This window comes from Streptomyces sp. NPDC048383 (assembly GCF_040651775.1).
In the GTDB taxonomy this organism is placed as follows: domain Bacteria; phylum Actinomycetota; class Actinomycetes; order Streptomycetales; family Streptomycetaceae; genus Streptomyces.
Genome location: NZ_JBEZKS010000027.1, coordinates 1 through 17,831, shown reverse-complemented (window position 1 = coordinate 17,831; position 17,831 = coordinate 1). Strand labels below are relative to the sequence as shown.

Genomic DNA, 17,831 nt, shown 5'->3' with positions numbered 1-17,831 from the left:
AGGAGGAACGGTGGAGTACAACCTTGCCGACCTGTTCGAGTCGGTCGTGGACGTGGTCCCGGACCGCGAGGCCCTCGTGTACGTGGACCACCCGGGGACCGGCGCGGAGCGTCGGCTCACCTACGCCGAACTGGACGCGGCGGCCAACCGCGTCGCCCACCACCTGCTGGACAGCGGGCTGGAGGCCGGCGAGCACCTGGGCCTGCACATGTACAACGGCGTCGAGTACCTGCAGACCGTCCTGGCCTGCCTCAAGGCCCGCCTGGTGCCGGTGAACGTCAACTACCGGTACGTGGAGGAGGAACTGGTCTACCTCTACAACGACGCGGACCTCGCCGCCCTCGTCTTCGAGGGCGAGTTCACGGAGCGGGTCGCCGCCGCCCTGCCGCAGACGCCGAAGCTGCGCCACCTGGTCCGGGTCGGGGAGGCGCCCGCGGGGGCCCCGCGGCCGACGATCGAGCCCGTCGCGTACCGGGACGCGGAGGCGGCCGGCTCCCCTGACCGCGGATTCCCGGCGCGCAGCGCCGACGACCTGTTCATCATCTACACCGGCGGTACGACCGGGATGCCCAAGGGCGTCATGTGGCGGGCCGAGGACCTGTTCTTCGCCGGGCTGTTCGGTGGCGAGCCGACCGGGGAACCGGTGAAGCGGCCGGAGGAATTGGCCGAGCGGGTCGCCTCGCGGGGCGCCGGCCTCACCTTCTTCCCCGCCCCTCCGTTGATGCACGGCACCTCGACGTTGACCTCGTTCATCGCCTTCAACTACGGGCAGCGGGTGGTCATCCACCGCAAGTACGTCCCGGAGGAGGTGCTGCGCACCATCGAGAAGGAGAAGGTGTCGAGCGTGTCGCTGGTGGGCGACGCGATGTTGCGGCCGCTCATCGACGCCCTCGACGGGCCCTTGGCGGGGACTGACCTGTCCTCGCTGTTCAGCGTCTCCTCGTCCGGGGCGATCATGTCGGAGACGGTGCGCGCCGAGTTCCAGCGCCTGGTGCCGAACGCGATGCTGCTGAACAACTTCGGGTCGTCGGAGTCCGGTTCCAACGGCAAGGCGACGAACGACTCCGGACCCGAGCGGGGCTTCCGGCTGGAGGTCAACGACCGTACGCGGGTGGTGGATCCGGTGACGTACGAGCGGGTGGCGGTGGGGGTTCCGGGCCGGCTCGCGCAGCGCGGACACGTCCCGCTCGGCTACTACAACGACCCGGCGAAGACCGCCGAGACCTTCTTCCGCAAGGGGGACGAGCGGTGGGTGCTGCTCGGCGACATGGCGACGGTCGACGAGGCGGGCATCGTCACGGTCCTGGGCCGTGGTTCGCAGTGCATCAACACGGGCGGCGAGAAGGTGTACCCGGAGGAGGTCGAGCAGGCGCTGAAGTCGCATCCGGACGTGTACGACGCGCTCGTCGCGGGCGTCCCGGACCCGACCTGGGGCAGTCACGTCGCCGCGGTGGTGCAGGTACGGGCCGGGGCGGCGGAGCCGACACTGGACGCGATCCAGAGCCACTGCCGGACCCGGCTGGCGGGGTACAAGATCCCGCGCCAGTTGGTCATCGCCGACGCGATCCAGCGTTCGCCGAGCGGCAAGGCGGACTACCGCTGGGCGAAGACGGTGGCGACGGAGGCGGACGCGGCGGGCTGAGCGGCCCGCCGGCGCGCCGAACCGACGGCGGCTCCACGCACGACACGGGCCCGGGGGCGATCCCGCCCTGCGGGCCCCCCGGTGTGCGCGAAGTGGCGCGTGGGCGGGCGGCGGGTGACCGGCCCCGGCGCCCACCCGACCGGCGTCCGTGGCCGCGGCGCGCGCATCGGACGTCGGCGATCGGAAACCGCGGGCGGAGTTCAGACCTGCGCGCGGAGTTCGGCCGCGACGCCGCGGGCCCAGCCGGCGAGTTCGGGGCGGCCCGCGCCCCGGCCCAGCGTCTCGACCTGGGCGTCGGCGAACCGCTGCGGACCGGAGTCCTCCAGCAGGTGCGCCACCTCGGCCAGCAATCCGGCGAGCCGGCGCGCTTCGGACGCGCTGAGCCGCACCGATACCGCGGGGTCGATGACGGACATGCCCGTCGCCTCCCTTCGCGCCTCCTCCGGCGGGGGCACCTCCTTCGACCGTACGCCGACGCCCGAACGGGCGCCGCCCAGGGGCCGGTCGGGTGCCGGTCTGGAGCAGGTCTGGAGCAAGTCGTAACGATCACTCGTTCGAGTCATTGATTTACCCCGCCGGGTCCGGCACTCTACCGAATGAACGTTCGGTTGGTTCTCGGTGAGGTGACGACATGACGGCGTACGCGGATCTCCACGACGAAGGCGAGCGGCTGGGCGCCGACGAGCTGGCGGCGCTCCAGCTGAAGCGGTTGCGCGCGACCCTGCACCGCGCGTACGAGCGGGTGCCCTTCTACCGGAAGGCCTTCGAGACGGCGGGGCTGCATCCCGACGACTGCCGCTCCCTCGCCGACCTGGCCCTCTTCCCGATGACCACGAAGGCCGACCTGCGCGGGCAGTACCCGTTCGGGATGTTCGCCGTACCCCGCTCCGAGGTCCGCCGCATCCACGCCTCCAGCGGCACCACCGGCCGCCCCACCGTGGTCGGCTACACCGACGGGGACCTGTCCACCTGGGCCGATGTCGTCGCCCGCTCGCTGCGCGCGGCGGGCGCCCGACCCGGCCACCTGGTCCACGTCGCCTACGGGTACGGCCTCTTCACCGGCGGCCTCGGCGCCCACTACGGCGCGGAGCGCCTCGGCTGCACGGTCGTCCCCGCCTCCGGCGGCATGACGGACCGCCAGGTCAGGCTCATCCAGGACTTCCACCCGGAGGTGATCATGGTGACCCCCTCCTACATGCTCACGCTGCTGGACGAGATGGAGCGCCAGGGCATCGACCCGCGCTCGACCTCCCTGCGGACGGGCGTCTTCGGCGCCGAACCGTGGACGGAGGAGATGCGCCGGGAGATCGAGGAACGGCTCGGCATCGACGCGGTGGACATCTACGGCCTCTCGGAGGTGATGGGGCCGGGGGTGGCGCAGGAGTTCGCCTCCCACAAGGACGGCCTGCACATCTGGGAGGACCACTTCTACCCGGAGGTCGTGGACCCCCTGACCGGGGCGGTGCTGCCCGACGGCGAAACCGGCGAGCTGGTGTTCACCTCCCTCACCAAGGAGGCCATGCCGATCATCCGCTACCGCACCCGGGACCTGACGCGGCTACTGCCCGGGACGGCCCGACCGGCCTTCCGGCGCATGGAGAAGGTGACGGGCCGCAGCGACGACATGATCATCCTTCGCGGGGTGAACCTCTACCCGACCCAGATCGAGGAGATCCTGCTGCGCTCCCCCGCCCTCGCCCCGCACTTCCAGCTGCGGCTGACCCGTGAGGGCCGGATGGACGCCCTGACCGTCCGGGTGGAGGCACGCCGCGAAGCCGGTGCCGGGCAGCGTGAGGCGGCGGCAGCGGAGGTGGTCCGGGCCGTGAAGGAGTCCGTCGGGGTGTCCGTCGCCGTGGAGGTGGTGGATCCGGAGACCCTGGAGCGCTCGGTCGGCAAGATCAAGCGGTTGAAGGACCTCCGCGAGGTCGGTGATCAGGGAGGGGAGGCCGCCGCGCCGCGCTGACGCGCATCCGAAACCACCCCTTCGGGCCCATTTCGGTGCCGCTGCCGGGAGCGGGCGGGCCGACCCGGGTAGTGCATGAGGCGTGACCTCGATCCTGCGGCGGCTCTACGACCGGCTCCAGGGCTCCCCCGCCGGGCTGGCCTGGAGCCGCGGCCGGGAGATCGAGCTGATGCACCGCGCCATGGGCTTCGCGGCGCTCGGGTTCCTGACCCTGGTGCCGCTGCTGGTGGTCGTGTCGGCTGCGGCGCCCGGCAGCGGCTCGGGCTTCGGCCGCTGGCTGGGGCAGGCCCTCGGGGTGACCGCGTCCTCCCGCGCCCGCGTGGAGGCGCTGTTCGGGGCCGCCGACCTGGCCCTGGAGCGGACCACCGCCTTCGGTCTGGCCGCCCTCGCGGTGTTCGGCCTGACGTTCGGCTCCGCCGTGCAGACCGGGTACGAGAAGGTCTGGGACGTGCCGACCGCCCGCTGGCACACCATGTGGCGGCACGTCGTCTGGCTCGCCCTGCTCGTCTGCTACCTCGCGCTGCTCGTCGGCATCCCGGCCCCCTCCGACGACGCCGTCGGCGCGGCGCTCGGAACCGTCGGCGACGTGGTCGGCACCTGCCTGTTCTTCTGGACCTCGGGGCGGCTCCTGCTGGGCGGTCGGGTCCGCTGGCGGGCGCTGTTGCCGGGCGCGGTGGCCACCAGCCTCGGCCTGCTCGGCCTGCGGGTCTTCTCGCAGCTGGTGTTCTCCCCGCTGATCGCCTCCAACGCCGTCACGTACGGGCCGTTCGGGACGCTGCTCGTCGTCCAGTCCTGGCTGGTCGGCGTCGGCTTCGTCGTCTACGGCGGAGCCCTCGTGGGCCGCCTCGTCCACGAACACCTCACCCGGCGCCGGCTGTGCCACAGCGGGGTCCTGACCACCGATAACGCGCCGCCGCCGGATCCCGGAGAACCCGCTCACTGACCGTCCCGACGCGAGGGGAGTTCAGTCGGTCGGCGGCGTGAGGCGGTCGCGGAGTTCACACTTGAGGATCTTGCCGCTGGCGTCGCGCGGCAGGGTCTCGGCGAACACCACCCGCTTCGGGGCCTTGAAGTGGGCCAGCCGCTCGCGGGCGTGGGCCATCAGCTCGGCCTCGGCCACCTCCCCGCGCGGCACCATACGTAGCGGCCGGGAGGCCGTTGGTGGCCCGAAGGAATCCGCTCGCTTCCGCATTCGAGAAAGTCACGCCAACTGCGCCTGCCCTTGCGTCACCCCGCCAAACGACGCGAGCGTAGCGCTGCCGAGTCAGTGACCCGCGCGCTCCGAGAGAGCCGAATGCCCGAACTGCAGGGCGTCCGAGAGAGTGAGAGCGGTCAGGGCGCCGGTCACCGTGCGGGTGGCTTCGGGCCAGATGGCGCGGGCCCCGGTAAAGGTGGTGACGATCCACACGCTCAGGCAGAACGGGCAACTGATCAGCTCGCCCACCGTCCTGCGACCGGGATCCTCGCGCGGGGTCTCATTCAGCTCCGCCGGAGCACCGGCGCCGTCCACCTGCGTGAACGGGGCACGAACGGGCCGAGTCACCGTGGCCTTGCCGATCAGCCGACTCAGCCGGAACGTGGCAGTGGCAAGGAGAGCGAGGTCCCAGGGTCCGGGTGAGGGGGGCCGGGGCCGGCCGCTCCGGCGCTGCAGCACCGTCCAGCCGGCCGCATACCCGGCGAACCCGGCCATCGCACACAGATGTCCGCCATGAGATCGCAACCCCTGGACCATGCCCATGTACATACCTCGTTCCGCCCGCTCGGCGACCGTCGCGGCGCCGTCGCCGTGATCGCAGCCAGTGGGCTGTCAAGGCAGCGCCTACCCGGCTCCCGCCAGGGAACGCCCCCCGCCCGCACTCTTGAGTTCCAGCGCGGGAGGCACTCCTCGAGGAGCCCGAGCCCACGGGAAGCTTCGAGGGGAGCGAGCGGGGATCGAGGAGGTTTCGCCCGTCGGCCATATCCCGGTAAGCGGGAGGCAGGGTCGGCTGCGCACTGATCCACTGCGCAGCCGGCTGACGGGGGGGGGTGTCCTGAAGCGTCCGGGTCGGTGTCCTTGTCCATCCCCTTGCGGATGGCGTCGCGTGTCCGGTCCACCACGGCGGCCATCGGGCCGAGCGGCACGTTGGCTGCAACGCTCTCCACGCCCGGATGAGGACGAGTCGAAGCCACCTTCTCCGGCGCTCGAACCGCCTTGGCCATGGTCATGAGGTGGGCCGGGGCTGTTGCGGCGTAGCAGGGCGAATTCGTACCGTTCCTCGGCGCGGGCGTGCAACAGGACGGCGTCACGCAGGGAAAGCAGCACTGGCACGAACCTCGGATCTCCGGGGTCCATCCCTTCCAGGCTCGCCGGCATCTCCTTGACGGCGTTCTCCTCGGCGAGGCGTTCCTGCCCGACGTCGTCGCCACCCTCGAACGCTCCGCGGGCGGGGGGTGCACGACGCACGAGGCGAGCCAGCACGTCCTCGCCGGCCGCGGCGTCCCAGACCTGCTTCTCGTCGTCCTGCCGTCTTTCACGACATCCTCCTGGGGATAGGGGTGCGCTTCCGCGTCACGTTGGATGACGGCCGGTCTCGGCCCGCTGTGCGGCAGGTCCGGTTCACGCGCGTTGCGCGGGGTCGGGGTGGGGGCTCTCGGTTTCCACGCGGTAGTCCCGCCCGAACATCTCCTGGTGCTGCTGCATGACCCGGTCGCTGGGCGCTGCTTCCCCGCCGTGGATCGTTGCCTGCATCTCCTCGAAGTGCTCGTGCGTCTCCCGGACGTAGCCGGCGCCCAGGGTGGTCAGGTCGATCTGGGTGGCGAGCAGTTCCCGCAGGTAGGCCTTCTTGGGTTCGAACGCGAGGACGTTCGGCAGCTCGGGGGGCGAGGTTCTCCCGCAGCTCGCGCCCGTCATGGCGACATATCAGGTCGCATGCGATCCGCAGGTTCTCCAGCTCCATGTTCAGGTGCAGCTCCCATACGCGGGCCCCGACTGTCCTCACAACGCAGAGAGCCCTGCGGCGCGGTGTGAAATGCGGACCGGAAGTGACCATGAGACGGATAAGCGGACACGCTGGTCCGGATCGGCGCCGCGCCGCCGACAGCGGCAAAGCGGGGCCTGCGGCCTGGCCGACAAGGCCTGCAAATACAGCATCGCTGAAGAATCAGCTGGATCAACCCCCGCCGTCCGCCCGGTGATGCCGACGACTCGGTACCTGCTGGAGCATTGCCGCGCACGGCCTCCCCCCGGGGCGGTTCAGAAGCGGCAGAGGAGGATCAGGACGGCCGTCCACAGAGCCAGAACTCCTACCGCCAGGCCGGTCGCGCGCCGGCACAGCCGGCCGTACCGGTATGCGTACTCGCCTCGGAGTTCCGCCGCCCGCGCCACGGTCGCGGCCAGTATCTCCCGGCGCAGGCGCAAGTGGTGCTGGGCGAATCGTTCGCTGATCTCGGCCTGTTCTCCGGGTCCAAGCCAGGTCAGGGCGCGGACGAATGCCTGACTTTCCGTATGAGCCTCCTGAAGGGCCGCCTGGCTCATCAGGTACCCCTCGATCCGGGCGAGCCCGGCCGCTGTTTCCTCGGAACGTTCACTCATCAGCCGTGGCCCCGGTCTGCTACTTGGGCGGGGTCGGGCCTGACCCGGGAAGGGATCCGCGGGGACCGGAAGCCCCGTCCTGGTCGACGACGTCGCGTTTGTGGTCGCCGACGTAGTCGAGGGCCGCGATGTCCGGGTGGTGGAGGTCGAAAGCGGGCGATTCGGAGCGCACCCGGGGCAGGGTGACGAAGTTGTGCCGAGGTGGGGGGCAGGAGGTGGCCCATTCCAGGGAGCGGCCGTAGCCCCAGGGGTCGTCGACCTCGACGCGGGGTGCGAACTTCGCGGTCTTCCACACGTTGTAGAAGAACGGGAGGGTGGAGGCGCCGAGGAGGAACGCGCCGATGGAGGAGAAGGTGTTCAGCGCGGTGAATCCGTCGGCCGCGAGGTAGTCGGCGTAGCGGCGCGGCATGCCCTCGGCGCCGAGCCAGTGCTGGACGAGGAAGGTCATGTGAAAGCCGATGAACAATGTCCAGAAGTGAATTTTCCCGAGGCGTTCGTCGAGCATCGTCCCAGTCATCTTCGGCCACCAGAAATAGAATCCGGCGAACATCGCGAAAACAACCGTCCCGAAAACCACGTAATGGAAGTGCGCCACCACGAAGTACGAGTCCGTGACGTGGAAGTCCATCGGGGGCGAGGCCAGAATGATGCCGGTCAGGCCACCGAAAAGGAAGGTGACAAGAAACCCGATCGCCCACAGCATGGGAGTCTCAAACGAAATCGAGCCCTTCCACATGGTGCCGATCCAGTTGAAGAACTTGACCCCCGTCGGTACCGCGATCAGGAACGTCATAAAGGAGAAGAACGGCAGAAGGACAGCTCCGGTGGCGAACATGTGGTGCGCCCACACCGTCAGCGAGAGGCCGGCGATCGCGATGGTGGCACCGACCAGGCCGAGATATCCGAAGACCGGTTTGCGTGAGAACACGGGAAAAATCTCGGTGACGATCCCGAAGAACGGTAGCGCGATGATGTAAACCTCGGGATGCCCGAAGAACCAGAACAAGTGCTGCCAGAGAAGGGCTCCGCCGTTCTCCGGGTCGAAGACCTGCGCGTTGAAACGTCGATCCGCCTCCAGCACCAGCAGAGCGGCGGCCAGGACGGGAAACGCGAAAAGCACCAGGACCGAGGTCAGCAGAATGTTCCAGGTGAAGATCGGCATCCGGAACATCGTCATGCCCGGCATCCGCATGCAGATGATCGTCGTGACGAAGTTGACCGAACCGAGGATCGTGCCGAACCCGGAGAGCGCCAGGCCCATGATCCACATGTCACCGCCCACGTAGGGGGTGCGCTCGCCGCCGCTGAGCGGAGTGTAGGCGGTCCAGCCGAAGTCGGCCGCTCCCTGCGTGGTGAACAGGCTGGCCACCACGATCAGCCCGCCGAAGAGGAACAGCCAGAAGGAGAGCATGTTCAACCGCGGGAACGCCACGTCCGGCGCGCCGATCTGCAGGGGCATGATCGCGTTGGCGAAGCCGGCGAAGGTCGGCGTCGCGAAGAACAACAGCATGATCGTGCCGTGCAGGGTGAAGACCTGGTTGTACTGCTCGTTGGAGATGATCTGGAGGCCCGGCCGGGCCAACTCGGCCCTCAGCAGCAGTGCCATCACTCCGCCGATGACGAAGAACCCGAACGACGCGATCAGGTACAGGTGCCCGATCTTCTTGTGATCCGTGGTCGTCAGCCAGGAGATCACCACGGATCCCCCTGAGCGGCCCCGTACCGGGATCGGCGTGACGGGCTCGGTCGAGGTCGCCATGGGCGATTCCTTTGCGTCGGACACGGTGATCACAGATGGACGTGCGGCTACCCGCCATAGCGAGTCTTACGCACGGTTCACACATCTACTACGGAACGTGACGGCAGGCCATATTCGCAGTCGTACGGCAACCCGATTGGCCCCCAAGTCGGTCCAGGGTTCTGCCCGAGCTGTCCGTTCCTCGTCGCGGCACCGCACGGCATGCGGCCACGCCACGGGGTGCCTCGCACTCACCGGTCGGTCCGGGCATTCCAAACGGGGTGCTCAGCGAGCGACGGGGTAGGCGACGGTCAGGAGGATGTCATGGCCGTCTACCACTCACACCACACCGCAGTCCCACCGCCTCAGGCACACGCATTCCGCCGGGGCATTCACGACCAAGTTCTCGGGATCGTCATGTTCGCCGCCTCCGCGGCCCTGTGGATATTTCCGATGGCGACGCACGACGGAGCGAAGGACGCGCAGGTCAACGAAGCGGTGGTCGGGACCTTCCTGATGTTCGTCGTGGGGCTGCGGCTCTACCGCGGCAGCAGCTGGCGCTCCGATGCGATCGTTGGTCTGGCCGGCGTGTGGATGATCGTGTCGCCCTTCGTCCTGGGACTGCAGGACGCCGCAGTCGACAGCGGCAGCACGGTCCTCGACATCGCCGTCGGCTCCGTGCTCGCGACCGCCTCGCTGATCTCGTTGCTGATTCTGCGCGCCGACCGCCGCGCGGAGGCCGCCGAGGCGGCCCGCCGCCCCTGAGCGTTCACACGGGTGCTGTCACGACCGGCACTGCCCAGTGCGGCCGGCGCGATCGGCCAAGAACACCCGCCATCGATATCACCCAGGTCCCGGTCTACCCGGCCTGACCTCGTCGCGAGATCAGCGCCGATACGGGTCCGTCCACGGTTGTGTCTACGGGGATCCGGTCCGGTAGGTGCGCCGGGGCGGGACCGACAATGACATGCCCGGGTTCGGCGGGCAGGCCGCAAGGGCGGGGTCACAGCCAGGCAACCGAGGCTCAGGTCGTGGCCGTGCGCCCGCTATGTGGAACACGGGCCGGTGAGGCAGTTCGCGTCCTGAGCGCGTTGTGCGCGTTGCTCGATGAGACGACGGAACCCGGCTACGCCGTAACGCTCGCCGGTGGAGGAGCCGGGGCCGGGAATGCCGGCGACTTGGGCCATGAGCTGCTGGGGCTGGGCCTGCCAGCCGATGGCCAGGACGCGCAGGCCGAGGCATTCCGCACGCCGGTGCAGGTCCAGAAGGTGGAGCAGGCCGCAGGCATCCATGGCCACCACGCCGTGAAGATCGAGCACGAGGTCCCGTGCGTCGACGGAGACGTCGTCCAGCGCCTTCTGCAGCACCGCCCCCGCGTACTCGTCGAGTTTTCCCTCGGCGCCGATCAGGACCGAGCTGCCACCGTGCCGAACGTCCGTGGTGATCATGCGATCTCCTTCCCCCGGAGGCGTCAAGGCCAGCGGGGCCCCCATCCTGGCCCGCCGCGCCCCCGCGCCGGCGTCAGGCGCGCTGAACCGTGGCCGTGGACCGTGCGTCCCGCTCGCCTTCATCTTGGGACGAGCGTTCCGAGCGCGGGTTCCGGCCACCTGCAGGCCGTCGGCCGGGACGGGATCCGCTGCTTGGAGGCGCGGACCCTGCTGACGTACGGCCGGTCGGCGAACGCGAACTCGGCGTCCTCGCCGACCACAACCGCCTGTTCTCCCAGGAGCGCCGGGTGACCTCGTGGTTCTGCGAGCGGTTCTGCGAGCGGTTCTGCGAGCGGGACATCCTGAGCTCGCCGAAGCGCAGGGTGGTGTGGCCGGCGAGTGGCGCTGACCGCCGGAGCGGTCCGTCCGGTGGGGCCGGGACTCCCGGCCCCACCGGGGCGCGTACGAGGCGGTCGGCTACGGGCTGACGGCCAGGAACAGGTAGGCGGCCAGCAGGACGAGGTGCACGCCGCCCTGGAGCAGCGTGGCGCGGCCCGGCACGATCGTGAGGGCGCTGACGACCACGGTGAGGGCGAGCAGCACCATGTGGATGGGGCCGAGGCCGAGCATCAGCGGTCCGGAGAGCCAGATCGAGGCGAGGGCGATGGCCGGAATGGTCAGGCCGATGCTGGCGATGGCCGAGCCGTAGGCGAGGTTGAGGCTGGTCTGGACCCGGTCACGGCGGGCGGCGCGGACGGCCGCCAGGGTCTCGGGCAGCAGTACGAGCAGGGCGATGATCACACCGACGACGGCGTTGGGCAGTCCCGCGTCGGCGACGCCCTTCTCGATGGTCGGGGAGACGGCCTTGGCGTCGCCGACGACGGCGATGAGCGCGACGAGCAGCAGGCCGAGGCTGATCAGGGCGGCCTTGGAGCTGGGCGGTTCGGCGTGCTCGTCCTCCTCGCCCGCGGCGGCCGCGGCGGCGGCGCGGGCGGCCTCCTTGCGGATGCGGTGGGTGTCGACGGGCAGGAAGTAGTCCCGGTGACGGACCGTCTGGACGGCGATGAACAGTCCGTACAGGGCGAGCGAGGCGACGGCCGCGAAGGTCAGCTGGGCGGTGGAGAACTCGGGGCCGGGCTTGCTGGTGGTGAAGGTCGGCAGGACGAGGCTGAGCGTGGCGAGGGTCGCGACGGTCGCCAGGGCGGCCCCGGAGCCCTCGGCGTGGAACACGGCGACCCGGTTGCGCAGGGCGCCGACGAGCAGGGACAGCCCGACGATGCCGTTGCAGGTGATCATGACGGCGGCGAAGACGGTGTCCCGGGCGAGGGAGGAGGTCTTGGGGCCGCCGTCGGCCATCAGGGTGACGATGAGCGCCACTTCGATGACGGTGACGGCCACGGCGAGGACGAGGGAGCCGAAGGGTTCGCCGACGCGGTGGGCAACGACCTCGGCGTGGTGGACGGCGGCAAGGACCGCGCCCGCCAGGCAGAGGGAGACGAGGAGCACCGCGAGTCCGGGCAGGTCACGTCCCCAGCTGAAGACGAGCGCGACCAGCGCCACCACGGGGACCACGACGGTCCAGTCGGTCAGGGGGGATCTGTGGGTTGCCGTACTCATATGTGCCAAGTTGCCAGAACTGTTCCCCCGGTGCGGTGTTCGGCGCGGATCACGGGCCCCCACGTGGCCCTTCTCACGAAATGTTTGGTCGTGGCGGGCGACGAGGGGCGCCCGGGGCTTTCGCGCGGGCACCGGTCCGGTCCATGATCCGGGGATGGAGAGCGTACGCAGGAGAGCGGGACTGTTCACCGGCGCCGAGGACGATCCCAGGTTCACCGCCCCCGCGACCGGGGCGGAACGACTGGTGCTGGCCGGTGTCCTGGCCGCGCAGCGGGCGACGCTGGAGTTGAAGTGCGCCGGGGTGGCGGAGCTGTCCCGGCGTTCCGTGGAGCCGTCGACGTTGTCGCTGCTGGGGCTGGTGCGTCACCTCGCCGATGTGGAGCGCCGCTGGTTCCGCCAGGTGCTGGCCGGTCGGGACGCGCCGCCCCGCTTCTCCTCGCCGGCGGATCCGGACGGGGACTTCGAGGGCGCGCGGGAGGAACCCGGGGCGGCGGCGGAGGCGTGGGCGGCCTGGCGCGAGGAGGTGGCCTTCGCCGACCGGTTCACCGAGGAGGCCCCCGACCTGGACGTCGAGGGGTACGACGGGTGGCGGGGGACGGTGTCGCTGCGCTGGGTGCTGATCCACCTGGTGGAGGAGTACGCCCGGCACAACGGCCACGCCGATCTGCTGCGGGAGCGGATCGACGGGGCCGTCGGCGTCTGAGCCCTCCCGGACGCGACCGGAGCGCCGGCGCACCCGTCCGGCCCGTCACAGCGCCCGGTCGCGGCCCTCCCAGTAGGGGTCGCGCAGTCGGCGCTTGTAGAGCTTGCCGTTGGGGTCGCGGGGCATCGTCTCGATGAAGTCGACCGACTTGGGGCGCTTGTAGCCGGCCAGCTGCCGTTCGCAGTGGTGCAGGATCTCGGCGGCCAGCGCGTCGCCCGCCTCGAACCCCTCGGCGGGCTCGATGACGGCCTTGACCTCCTCGCCCCAGGCGTCGTGCGGGATGCCGAAGGCGGCGGCGTCGGCGACGGCCGGGTGGGTGAGGAGGGCGGACTCGATCTCGGCGGGGTAGATGTTCACGCCGCCCGAGATGATCATGTCGATCTTGCGGTCGCGGAGGAACAGGTAGCCCTCCGCGTCGAGCACGCCGAGGTCGCCGACGGTGAAGAAGTCCCCGATGCGGTTCTTCTTCGTCTTGCCCTCGTCCTTGTGGTAGCTGAAGCCACCGGTGTTCATCTTGATGTAGACGGTGCCCAGTTCGCCGGGCGGCAGCCGGTTGCCGTCATCGTCGAAGACGGCGAGTTCGCTGATCGGCCAGGCCTTGCCGACGGTTCCCGGCCGCTTGAGCCATTCCTCGGCCGTCGCGAAGGCGCCGCCGCCCTCGCTCGCCGCGTAGTACTCCTCCACGCAGTGGCCCCACCAGTCGATCATCGCCCGCTTCACGTGGTCGGGACAGGGCGCGGCGCCGTGGATGGCGTGCCGCATCGAGGAGACGTCGTAGGCGTCCTTGGTCTCCTGCGGGAGGGCCAGCAGGCGGTGGAACTGGGTGGGGACCATGTGGGTGTGCGTGCAGGCGTGCGCGTCGATCAGGCGCAGCATCTCCCGCGGCGTCCACTTGTCCATCAGCACGAGCGGGTGCCCGATGTGCAGGGACGCGCCCGCGAACTGGAGCACGGCGGTGTGGTAGAGCGGCGAGCAGACGAGGTGGACGTCGTCGCCGAAGGGGCGGATCCCGAAGATGCCGAGGAACCCGCCGAGGTACGTCTCCTCCGGGAGCTTGCCGGGCAGCGGCCGGCGGATGCCGCGGGGGCGGCCGGTGGTGCCGGAGGTGTAGTTCATCACCCACCCGAGGGTGCGGGCGTCGGGCGCCGAGGCGGGTTGTCCGTCGAGGAGTTCGGCGTACGGGCGGAAGCCGGGGACGGAGCCGACGCCGTAACGGCGCTCGGCGGGCAGTCCGGCCTCGTCGGCGGCCGCGCAGGCCGCGTCGGCGAACCGCTCGTGGGCGACGAGGACCTTCGCGCCCGAGTCGGACACGATCCAGGCGATCTCGGGGCCGACGAGGTGGTGGTTGACCGGGACGAGGTAGAAGCCGGCCTGGGAGGCGGCGAGGTACGCGGTGAGGAACTCGACGCCGTTGGGCAGGACGACGGCGAAGACGTCGCCCCGTTCCAGCCCGGCGGCGCGCAGGCCGTGGACGAGGCGGTTGACGTCGGCGTGCAGCCGGCCGGCGCTCCACTCCTCGCCGTCGGGGGCGACGAGGACGACGCGGTCGGGATCGGCGGCCGCCTGGGCCCAGAAGCCGTTCGGGGGCTGGCCCTGCTGCTGGTCGGTCATGCTGCTGCTCGCTCCTCTGCTCGCTCCGGTGGGTGCTGCCCTGCCCTGCCCTGCCCTGTCCCGTTCCGTCGTGTCCTGTCCGGGCGCCGAGGGAAGGGGGTGCCCGGCCGTCGGCGCCGGACGGTCAGGGGCGGCCGGCGATCCGGTTCATGCGGGTGATGGCGCGTTCGAAGCCGGCGGTGAGTTCGTCGAAGACGACCTGCACGCCGCGTTCGCTGTTCATCCGGCCGACGATCTGGCCCACCGGGGTGCCGAGCAGGGGCCGGACCTCGTGCTTCTGGATCCGGGAGACGGCTTCGGCGACCAACAGGCCCTGGAGCGGCATGGGGAGCGCCCCGGGGCCGTCCGGGTCGTCCCAGGCGTCGGTCCACTCGGTGCGCAGTTGGCGGGCCGGCTTGCCGGTGAGGGCGCGGGAGCGGACGGTGTCGCCGGAGCCGGCGGCGAGGAGCTTCTCGGTGAGGGCGCGGGAGTACAGGTCGGCCTCGGTGGTGGTGAGCCAGAGGGAGCCCAGCCAGGCGCCCTGGGCGCCGAGGGCGAGTCCGGCGGCGATCTGTTCGCCGCTGCCGATGCCACCGGCGGCGAGGACCGGGAGCGGGGCGACGGCCTCGACGATCTCGGGCACCAGGACCATGGTGGCGATGTCGCCGGTGTGGCCACCGGCCTCGTAGCCCTGGGCGACGACGATGTCGATGCCCGCCTCGGCGTGCCGGCGGGCGTGCTTGGCGCTGCCGGCGAGGGCCGCGACGAGGACGTCGTGGTCGTGGGCGCGCGCGATGACGTCGGCGGGCGGGGAACCGAGGGCGTTCGCCAGGAGTTTGATGGGGTAGTCGAAGGCGACGTCGAGCTGGTTGCGGGCGACCTGCTCCATCCAGCCGGTGATCCGCCAGCCGGAGGCCTCGCCCTCGGCCAGTTCGGGTACGTGGTGCTTGGCGAGGGTGTCGCGGACGAACTCCCGGTGTGCCGCCGGGATCATCGCCTCGATGTCGGCCTCGGAGATGCCGTCGACGGCCTTCTTGGCGGGCATGACCACGTCGAGGCCGTAGGGCTTGCCGTCGGTGTGCGCCTGCATCCAGTCGAGGTCCCGCTTCAGCTCGTCGGGGGCGGTGTAACGGACCGCGCCGAGCACGCCGAGGCCGCCCGCGCGGGTGATGGCCGCGGCGACCGCGGGGAAGGGCGTGAAGCCGAAGATGGCGTGCTCGATTCCCAGTTTCTTGCTCAGCTCCGTCTCCATGGGCGTGAGGATGCCGCAGGGCGGCGAGCGAGGGAAGAGGTTTTCTGATGCAGTGTCAGATTCTTTGCGGGCCGGTCGGTGCGGAGGGTGCGGGGTGGGCGGGCAGATACCCAGTAGCGTGCGCGGGCAGGAACAGGAGGGCCGGACATGGGCGGTACGGCGACGGGTGACGGGGTGGCTCGTGGCACGGTTCCACGGGGCACGGTTCCACGGGGCACGGATCGCGACGACGGCGCGGGGCAGGTACCGACGCCCGCGGGCCCGTCAAGTGGAGTCGGGGCGCGACCTCTTGGGAGGCGGGCGGCGTACGCGGTGGGGCCGGCCGCGGGCCCTGACGGTGGTGGCGCCGGCGGCTTGAGTCGGCGGCGGCTCGGGGCGCGACTGCTGGCGCTCGGCGGGGTCCTCGTCCTGCACGCCGCACTGCCCGGCGCGGGGGCCGGGGCCGCGGGGAACCCGTCCGAGCGGCGGGCCCTGCAAGGGCTGCGGCTGCGGTACGGGTCCGCCCGGCAGGCCGGGTTGCTGGAGAAGCACCTGGAGGGCGTCGCCGACGAGGCCCGGCGTTTCCTCGGTCCCTCCCCCGAACACCCCTACTACGCCGGGGCGGTGGTCCTCGCCGGGCGGGGTCGGACGATCGCGCTGCACCGGGCGATGGGCGACGCTGTCCGGTACGCGGACTACGACGGGCGGACCGACCGGCCCCGCGAGTTCCCGGCCGCCGAACGGATCGCGATGGCCGAGGACACCGTCTTCGACCTGGCCTCCCTGAGCAAGCTGTTCACCTCCATCCTGGCCGTGCAGCAGATGGAGCGCGGCCGCCTGGACCTGGAGGCGACCGTGGACCGCTACCTGCCGGAGTTCACCGGCGGCGGCAAGGAGGCCGTCACCGTCCGGCAGCTCCTGACGCACACCTCGGGGCTGCGCTCGTGGGCGCCGTTCTACCAGGAGCCCACCCATGCGGGGCAGTTGAGGCTGCTGTGGTCGGTGCGTCCCCAGGAGACGCCGGGGACGGTGTACCGGTACTCGGACCTCAACCTCATCGCGCTCCAACTGCTCCTGGAACGCATCACCGCTCGCACTTTGGACGTCCTGCTCCACGACGAGATCACCGCTCCGCTCGGGATGCACCGCACGCGCTACAACCCCCCGCTGTCCTGGCGCCGGGTCACCGCCGCGACCGAGGTGCAGCGCCCGCCCTGGTCGGGACTGGACCGGGGCCTGGTGTGGGGCGAGGTGCACGACGAGAACGCCCACGCCCTCGGCGGCGTCGCCGGCCACGCCGGCGTGTTCGGCACCGCCTGGGACCTGGCCGTCCTCGCCCGCGCCCTGCTCGACGGCGGGGTCTACGCGGGCAAGCGGATCCTGCGCCCCGCCTCCGTGGAACTGCTCTTCACCGACTACAACACCGCCTTCCCCGGCGACGACCACGGCTTGGGCTTCGAGCTGTACCAGCACTGGTACATGGGCGCGATGGCCACCCCGCACTCCGCCGGGCACACCGGCTTCACCGGCACCTCCCTCGTGCTCGACCCGACCACCGACTCCTTCCTGATCCTGCTCGGCAACTCCGTGCACCCCGTGCGGACCTGGCGGGCCGGCAGCGCGCCCCGGGTCGCCGTCGGCAACCGCTTCGCCCGGGCCGTGCCGGTCCGTACGAAGCACGGCGGTCCCGCCTGGTACTCGGGCATGGAGACCGGCGGCGCCGGCACCCTCACGCTGCCGCCGCTGACCCCGACCACCGGCAACGCCCGGCTGCGCTGCGCCGTGTGGTGGGACACCGTTCCGGGCGCGGGCGCGTTCCACTTGGAGGTGTCCGCCGACGGGACGACCTGGGAGCCGCTGCCCTTCACCACCGTACGGACCACGGGCGGCGCCCCCGAGCAGTGGCCGTCGGGCTCCGCCGGCGGCTGGTCGGGCCGCATGTGGCACCGATTGGAAGCGCCCCTGCCCGGCCGCCCGGGCCAGGAGGTCCGGCTCCGGTTCCGCCACGTGGCGACCGGACGCTACGTCGGGCGGGGGGTGTACGTGGACGTCCTGCGCGTGGCCGAGCCGGCCCGTCTGCTGTTCGCCGAGGACCGCCCCGCCGACGCGGCCCGCCTCGAAGCCGCCGGCTGGACCCGATCGGCGGACTAGGCCGTCCCTTCCGGATCGCGTGCTCGCCGGCTCGGAGCGCGACGTGACCGGTGGCCGGGCCGGTCGGACTCGGCTGCCGGAGAACCGTCGTGGGGGGGGGGGGGGGGGGGCCGCCCCCCCCCCCCCGGCCGCCCCGCCCCCCCCCCCCCCCCCCGCCGGCGCCGGCGGACAGAAGCGGGGGTTGGCGGGCGTGGGGCG

16 protein-coding genes and 1 pseudogene are annotated in these 17,831 nt (G+C 71.2%); 7 read left to right on the top strand and 10 right to left on the bottom strand.

From position 1 onward, the window contains the following. The first annotated feature begins 10 nt into the window (after positions 1–10). Entirely contained in the window at positions 11–1,642 is a 1,632-nt protein-coding gene (locus AB0D46_RS19665; protein ID WP_362878995.1) for an acyl-CoA synthetase, read from the top strand. A 200-nt stretch (positions 1,643–1,842) separates the two neighbouring features. On the opposite strand, the gene AB0D46_RS19660 is transcribed toward AB0D46_RS19665, so the two are convergent. Then, positions 1,843–2,058, bottom strand: coding sequence for a hypothetical protein (locus tag AB0D46_RS19660; protein ID WP_362878993.1), 216 nt, complete (start codon positions 2,056–2,058; stop codon positions 1,843–1,845). Here AB0D46_RS19660 and AB0D46_RS19655 point away from each other — a divergent pair. From AB0D46_RS19655 to AB0D46_RS19645, 3 genes are all read left to right on the top strand, one after another. After that, the gene (locus AB0D46_RS19655) at positions 2,048–2,185 is read left to right on the top strand and encodes a hypothetical protein (protein ID WP_362878991.1); all 138 of its coding nucleotides are present in this window, start codon (positions 2,048–2,050) and stop codon (positions 2,183–2,185) included. The two genes, AB0D46_RS19660 and AB0D46_RS19655, sit on opposite strands and share 11 nt — an antisense overlap. A gap of 88 nt (positions 2,186–2,273) precedes the next feature. Continuing rightward, positions 2,274–3,605: a phenylacetate--CoA ligase PaaK gene (gene paaK / locus AB0D46_RS19650; protein WP_362878989.1), complete on the top strand. Its 1,332-nt coding sequence runs from the start codon at positions 2,274–2,276 to the stop codon at positions 3,603–3,605. An 82-nt stretch (positions 3,606–3,687) separates the two neighbouring features. After that, on the top strand, positions 3,688–4,548 hold the full coding sequence (locus tag AB0D46_RS19645; protein ID WP_362878987.1) for a YhjD/YihY/BrkB family envelope integrity protein: 861 nt from the start codon (positions 3,688–3,690) through the stop codon (positions 4,546–4,548). Positions 4,549–4,569: 21 nt separating this feature from the next. On the opposite strand, the pseudogene AB0D46_RS19640 reads toward AB0D46_RS19645, so the two are convergent. The 5 genes and pseudogenes from AB0D46_RS19640 to ctaD form a co-directional block, all read right to left on the bottom strand. Next, a pseudogene (locus AB0D46_RS19640) lies at positions 4,570–4,743 on the bottom strand (acyl-CoA synthetase); the annotation flags it as partial. A gap of 126 nt (positions 4,744–4,869) precedes the next feature. Next, positions 4,870–5,343 (bottom strand): DUF1360 domain-containing protein, encoded by a 474-nt coding sequence (locus AB0D46_RS19635; protein ID WP_362878985.1) that lies wholly within the window; start codon positions 5,341–5,343, stop codon positions 4,870–4,872. An 858-nt stretch (positions 5,344–6,201) separates the two neighbouring features. Beyond that, positions 6,202–6,495, bottom strand: coding sequence for a hypothetical protein (locus AB0D46_RS19630; RefSeq protein ID WP_362878983.1), 294 nt, complete (start codon positions 6,493–6,495; stop codon positions 6,202–6,204). Between the two features lie 342 nt (positions 6,496–6,837). Further along, positions 6,838–7,176: a hypothetical protein gene (locus tag AB0D46_RS19625; protein WP_362878981.1), complete on the bottom strand. Its 339-nt coding sequence runs from the start codon at positions 7,174–7,176 to the stop codon at positions 6,838–6,840. A gap of 19 nt (positions 7,177–7,195) precedes the next feature. Next, positions 7,196–8,935 (bottom strand): cytochrome c oxidase subunit I, encoded by a 1,740-nt coding sequence (ctaD, locus tag AB0D46_RS19620; RefSeq protein ID WP_362878979.1) that lies wholly within the window; start codon positions 8,933–8,935, stop codon positions 7,196–7,198. Positions 8,936–9,238: 303 nt separating this feature from the next. Here ctaD and AB0D46_RS19615 point away from each other — a divergent pair, with 303 nt between their 5' ends. Next, positions 9,239–9,679: a hypothetical protein gene (locus AB0D46_RS19615; RefSeq protein WP_362878977.1), complete on the top strand. Its 441-nt coding sequence runs from the start codon at positions 9,239–9,241 to the stop codon at positions 9,677–9,679. Positions 9,680–9,960: 281 nt separating this feature from the next. On the opposite strand, the gene AB0D46_RS19610 is transcribed toward AB0D46_RS19615, so the two are convergent. Continuing rightward, positions 9,961–10,362, bottom strand: a complete 402-nt coding sequence (locus AB0D46_RS19610; protein ID WP_362878975.1) for an STAS domain-containing protein — start codon at positions 10,360–10,362, stop codon at positions 9,961–9,963. Between the two features lie 456 nt (positions 10,363–10,818). Further along, complete coding sequence (locus AB0D46_RS19605) at positions 10,819–11,958, bottom strand: ionic transporter y4hA (protein WP_362878973.1); 1,140 nt, start codon at positions 11,956–11,958, stop codon at positions 10,819–10,821. A gap of 154 nt (positions 11,959–12,112) precedes the next feature. On the opposite strand from AB0D46_RS19605, the gene AB0D46_RS19600 reads away from it, so the two are divergent. Continuing rightward, a complete protein-coding gene (locus AB0D46_RS19600; protein ID WP_362878971.1) occupies positions 12,113–12,661 on the top strand; it encodes a DinB family protein in 549 nt (182 codons plus the stop codon). Between the two features lie 45 nt (positions 12,662–12,706). On the opposite strand, the gene AB0D46_RS19595 is transcribed toward AB0D46_RS19600, so the two are convergent. Together AB0D46_RS19595 and AB0D46_RS19590 are read right to left on the bottom strand one after the other, a co-directional pair. Further along, positions 12,707–14,272, bottom strand: a complete 1,566-nt coding sequence (locus AB0D46_RS19595) for an acyl-CoA synthetase (RefSeq protein ID WP_362878969.1) — start codon at positions 14,270–14,272, stop codon at positions 12,707–12,709. Between the two features lie 124 nt (positions 14,273–14,396). After that, entirely contained in the window at positions 14,397–15,503 is a 1,107-nt protein-coding gene (locus AB0D46_RS19590) for a nitronate monooxygenase family protein (RefSeq protein WP_362878967.1), read from the bottom strand. 312 nt (positions 15,504–15,815) lie between these two features. On the opposite strand from AB0D46_RS19590, the gene AB0D46_RS19585 reads away from it, so the two are divergent. Further along, positions 15,816–17,633 (top strand): serine hydrolase, encoded by a 1,818-nt coding sequence (locus tag AB0D46_RS19585; RefSeq protein ID WP_362878965.1) that lies wholly within the window; start codon positions 15,816–15,818, stop codon positions 17,631–17,633. Positions 17,634–17,831: the final 198 nt, after the last annotated feature.

What these genes read in the sequence shown, in the direction of transcription:
- AB0D46_RS19590 (WP_362878967.1), bottom strand. Translation starts at nt 15,503, where the DNA reads ATGGAGACGGAGCTGAGCAAGAAACTGGGAATCGAGCACGCCATCTTC.
- paaK (WP_362878989.1), top strand. Translation starts at nt 2,274, where the DNA reads ATGACGGCGTACGCGGATCTCCACGACGAAGGCGAGCGGCTGGGCGCC.
- AB0D46_RS19615 (WP_362878977.1), top strand. Translation starts at nt 9,239, where the DNA reads ATGGCCGTCTACCACTCACACCACACCGCAGTCCCACCGCCTCAGGCA.
- AB0D46_RS19610 (WP_362878975.1), bottom strand. Translation starts at nt 10,362, where the DNA reads ATGATCACCACGGACGTTCGGCACGGTGGCAGCTCGGTCCTGATCGGC.
- AB0D46_RS19595 (WP_362878969.1), bottom strand. Translation starts at nt 14,272, where the DNA reads ATGACCGACCAGCAGCAGGGCCAGCCCCCGAACGGCTTCTGGGCCCAG.
- AB0D46_RS19635 (WP_362878985.1), bottom strand. Translation starts at nt 5,343, where the DNA reads ATGGGCATGGTCCAGGGGTTGCGATCTCATGGCGGACATCTGTGTGCG.
- AB0D46_RS19600 (WP_362878971.1), top strand. Translation starts at nt 12,113, where the DNA reads ATGGAGAGCGTACGCAGGAGAGCGGGACTGTTCACCGGCGCCGAGGAC.
- AB0D46_RS19605 (WP_362878973.1), bottom strand. Translation starts at nt 11,958, where the DNA reads ATGAGTACGGCAACCCACAGATCCCCCCTGACCGACTGGACCGTCGTG.
- ctaD (WP_362878979.1), bottom strand. Translation starts at nt 8,935, where the DNA reads ATGGCGACCTCGACCGAGCCCGTCACGCCGATCCCGGTACGGGGCCGC.
- AB0D46_RS19655 (WP_362878991.1), top strand. Translation starts at nt 2,048, where the DNA reads ATGACGGACATGCCCGTCGCCTCCCTTCGCGCCTCCTCCGGCGGGGGC.
- AB0D46_RS19625 (WP_362878981.1), bottom strand. Translation starts at nt 7,176, where the DNA reads ATGAGTGAACGTTCCGAGGAAACAGCGGCCGGGCTCGCCCGGATCGAG.
- AB0D46_RS19660 (WP_362878993.1), bottom strand. Translation starts at nt 2,058, where the DNA reads ATGTCCGTCATCGACCCCGCGGTATCGGTGCGGCTCAGCGCGTCCGAA.
- AB0D46_RS19630 (WP_362878983.1), bottom strand. Translation starts at nt 6,495, where the DNA reads ATGACGGGCGCGAGCTGCGGGAGAACCTCGCCCCCCGAGCTGCCGAAC.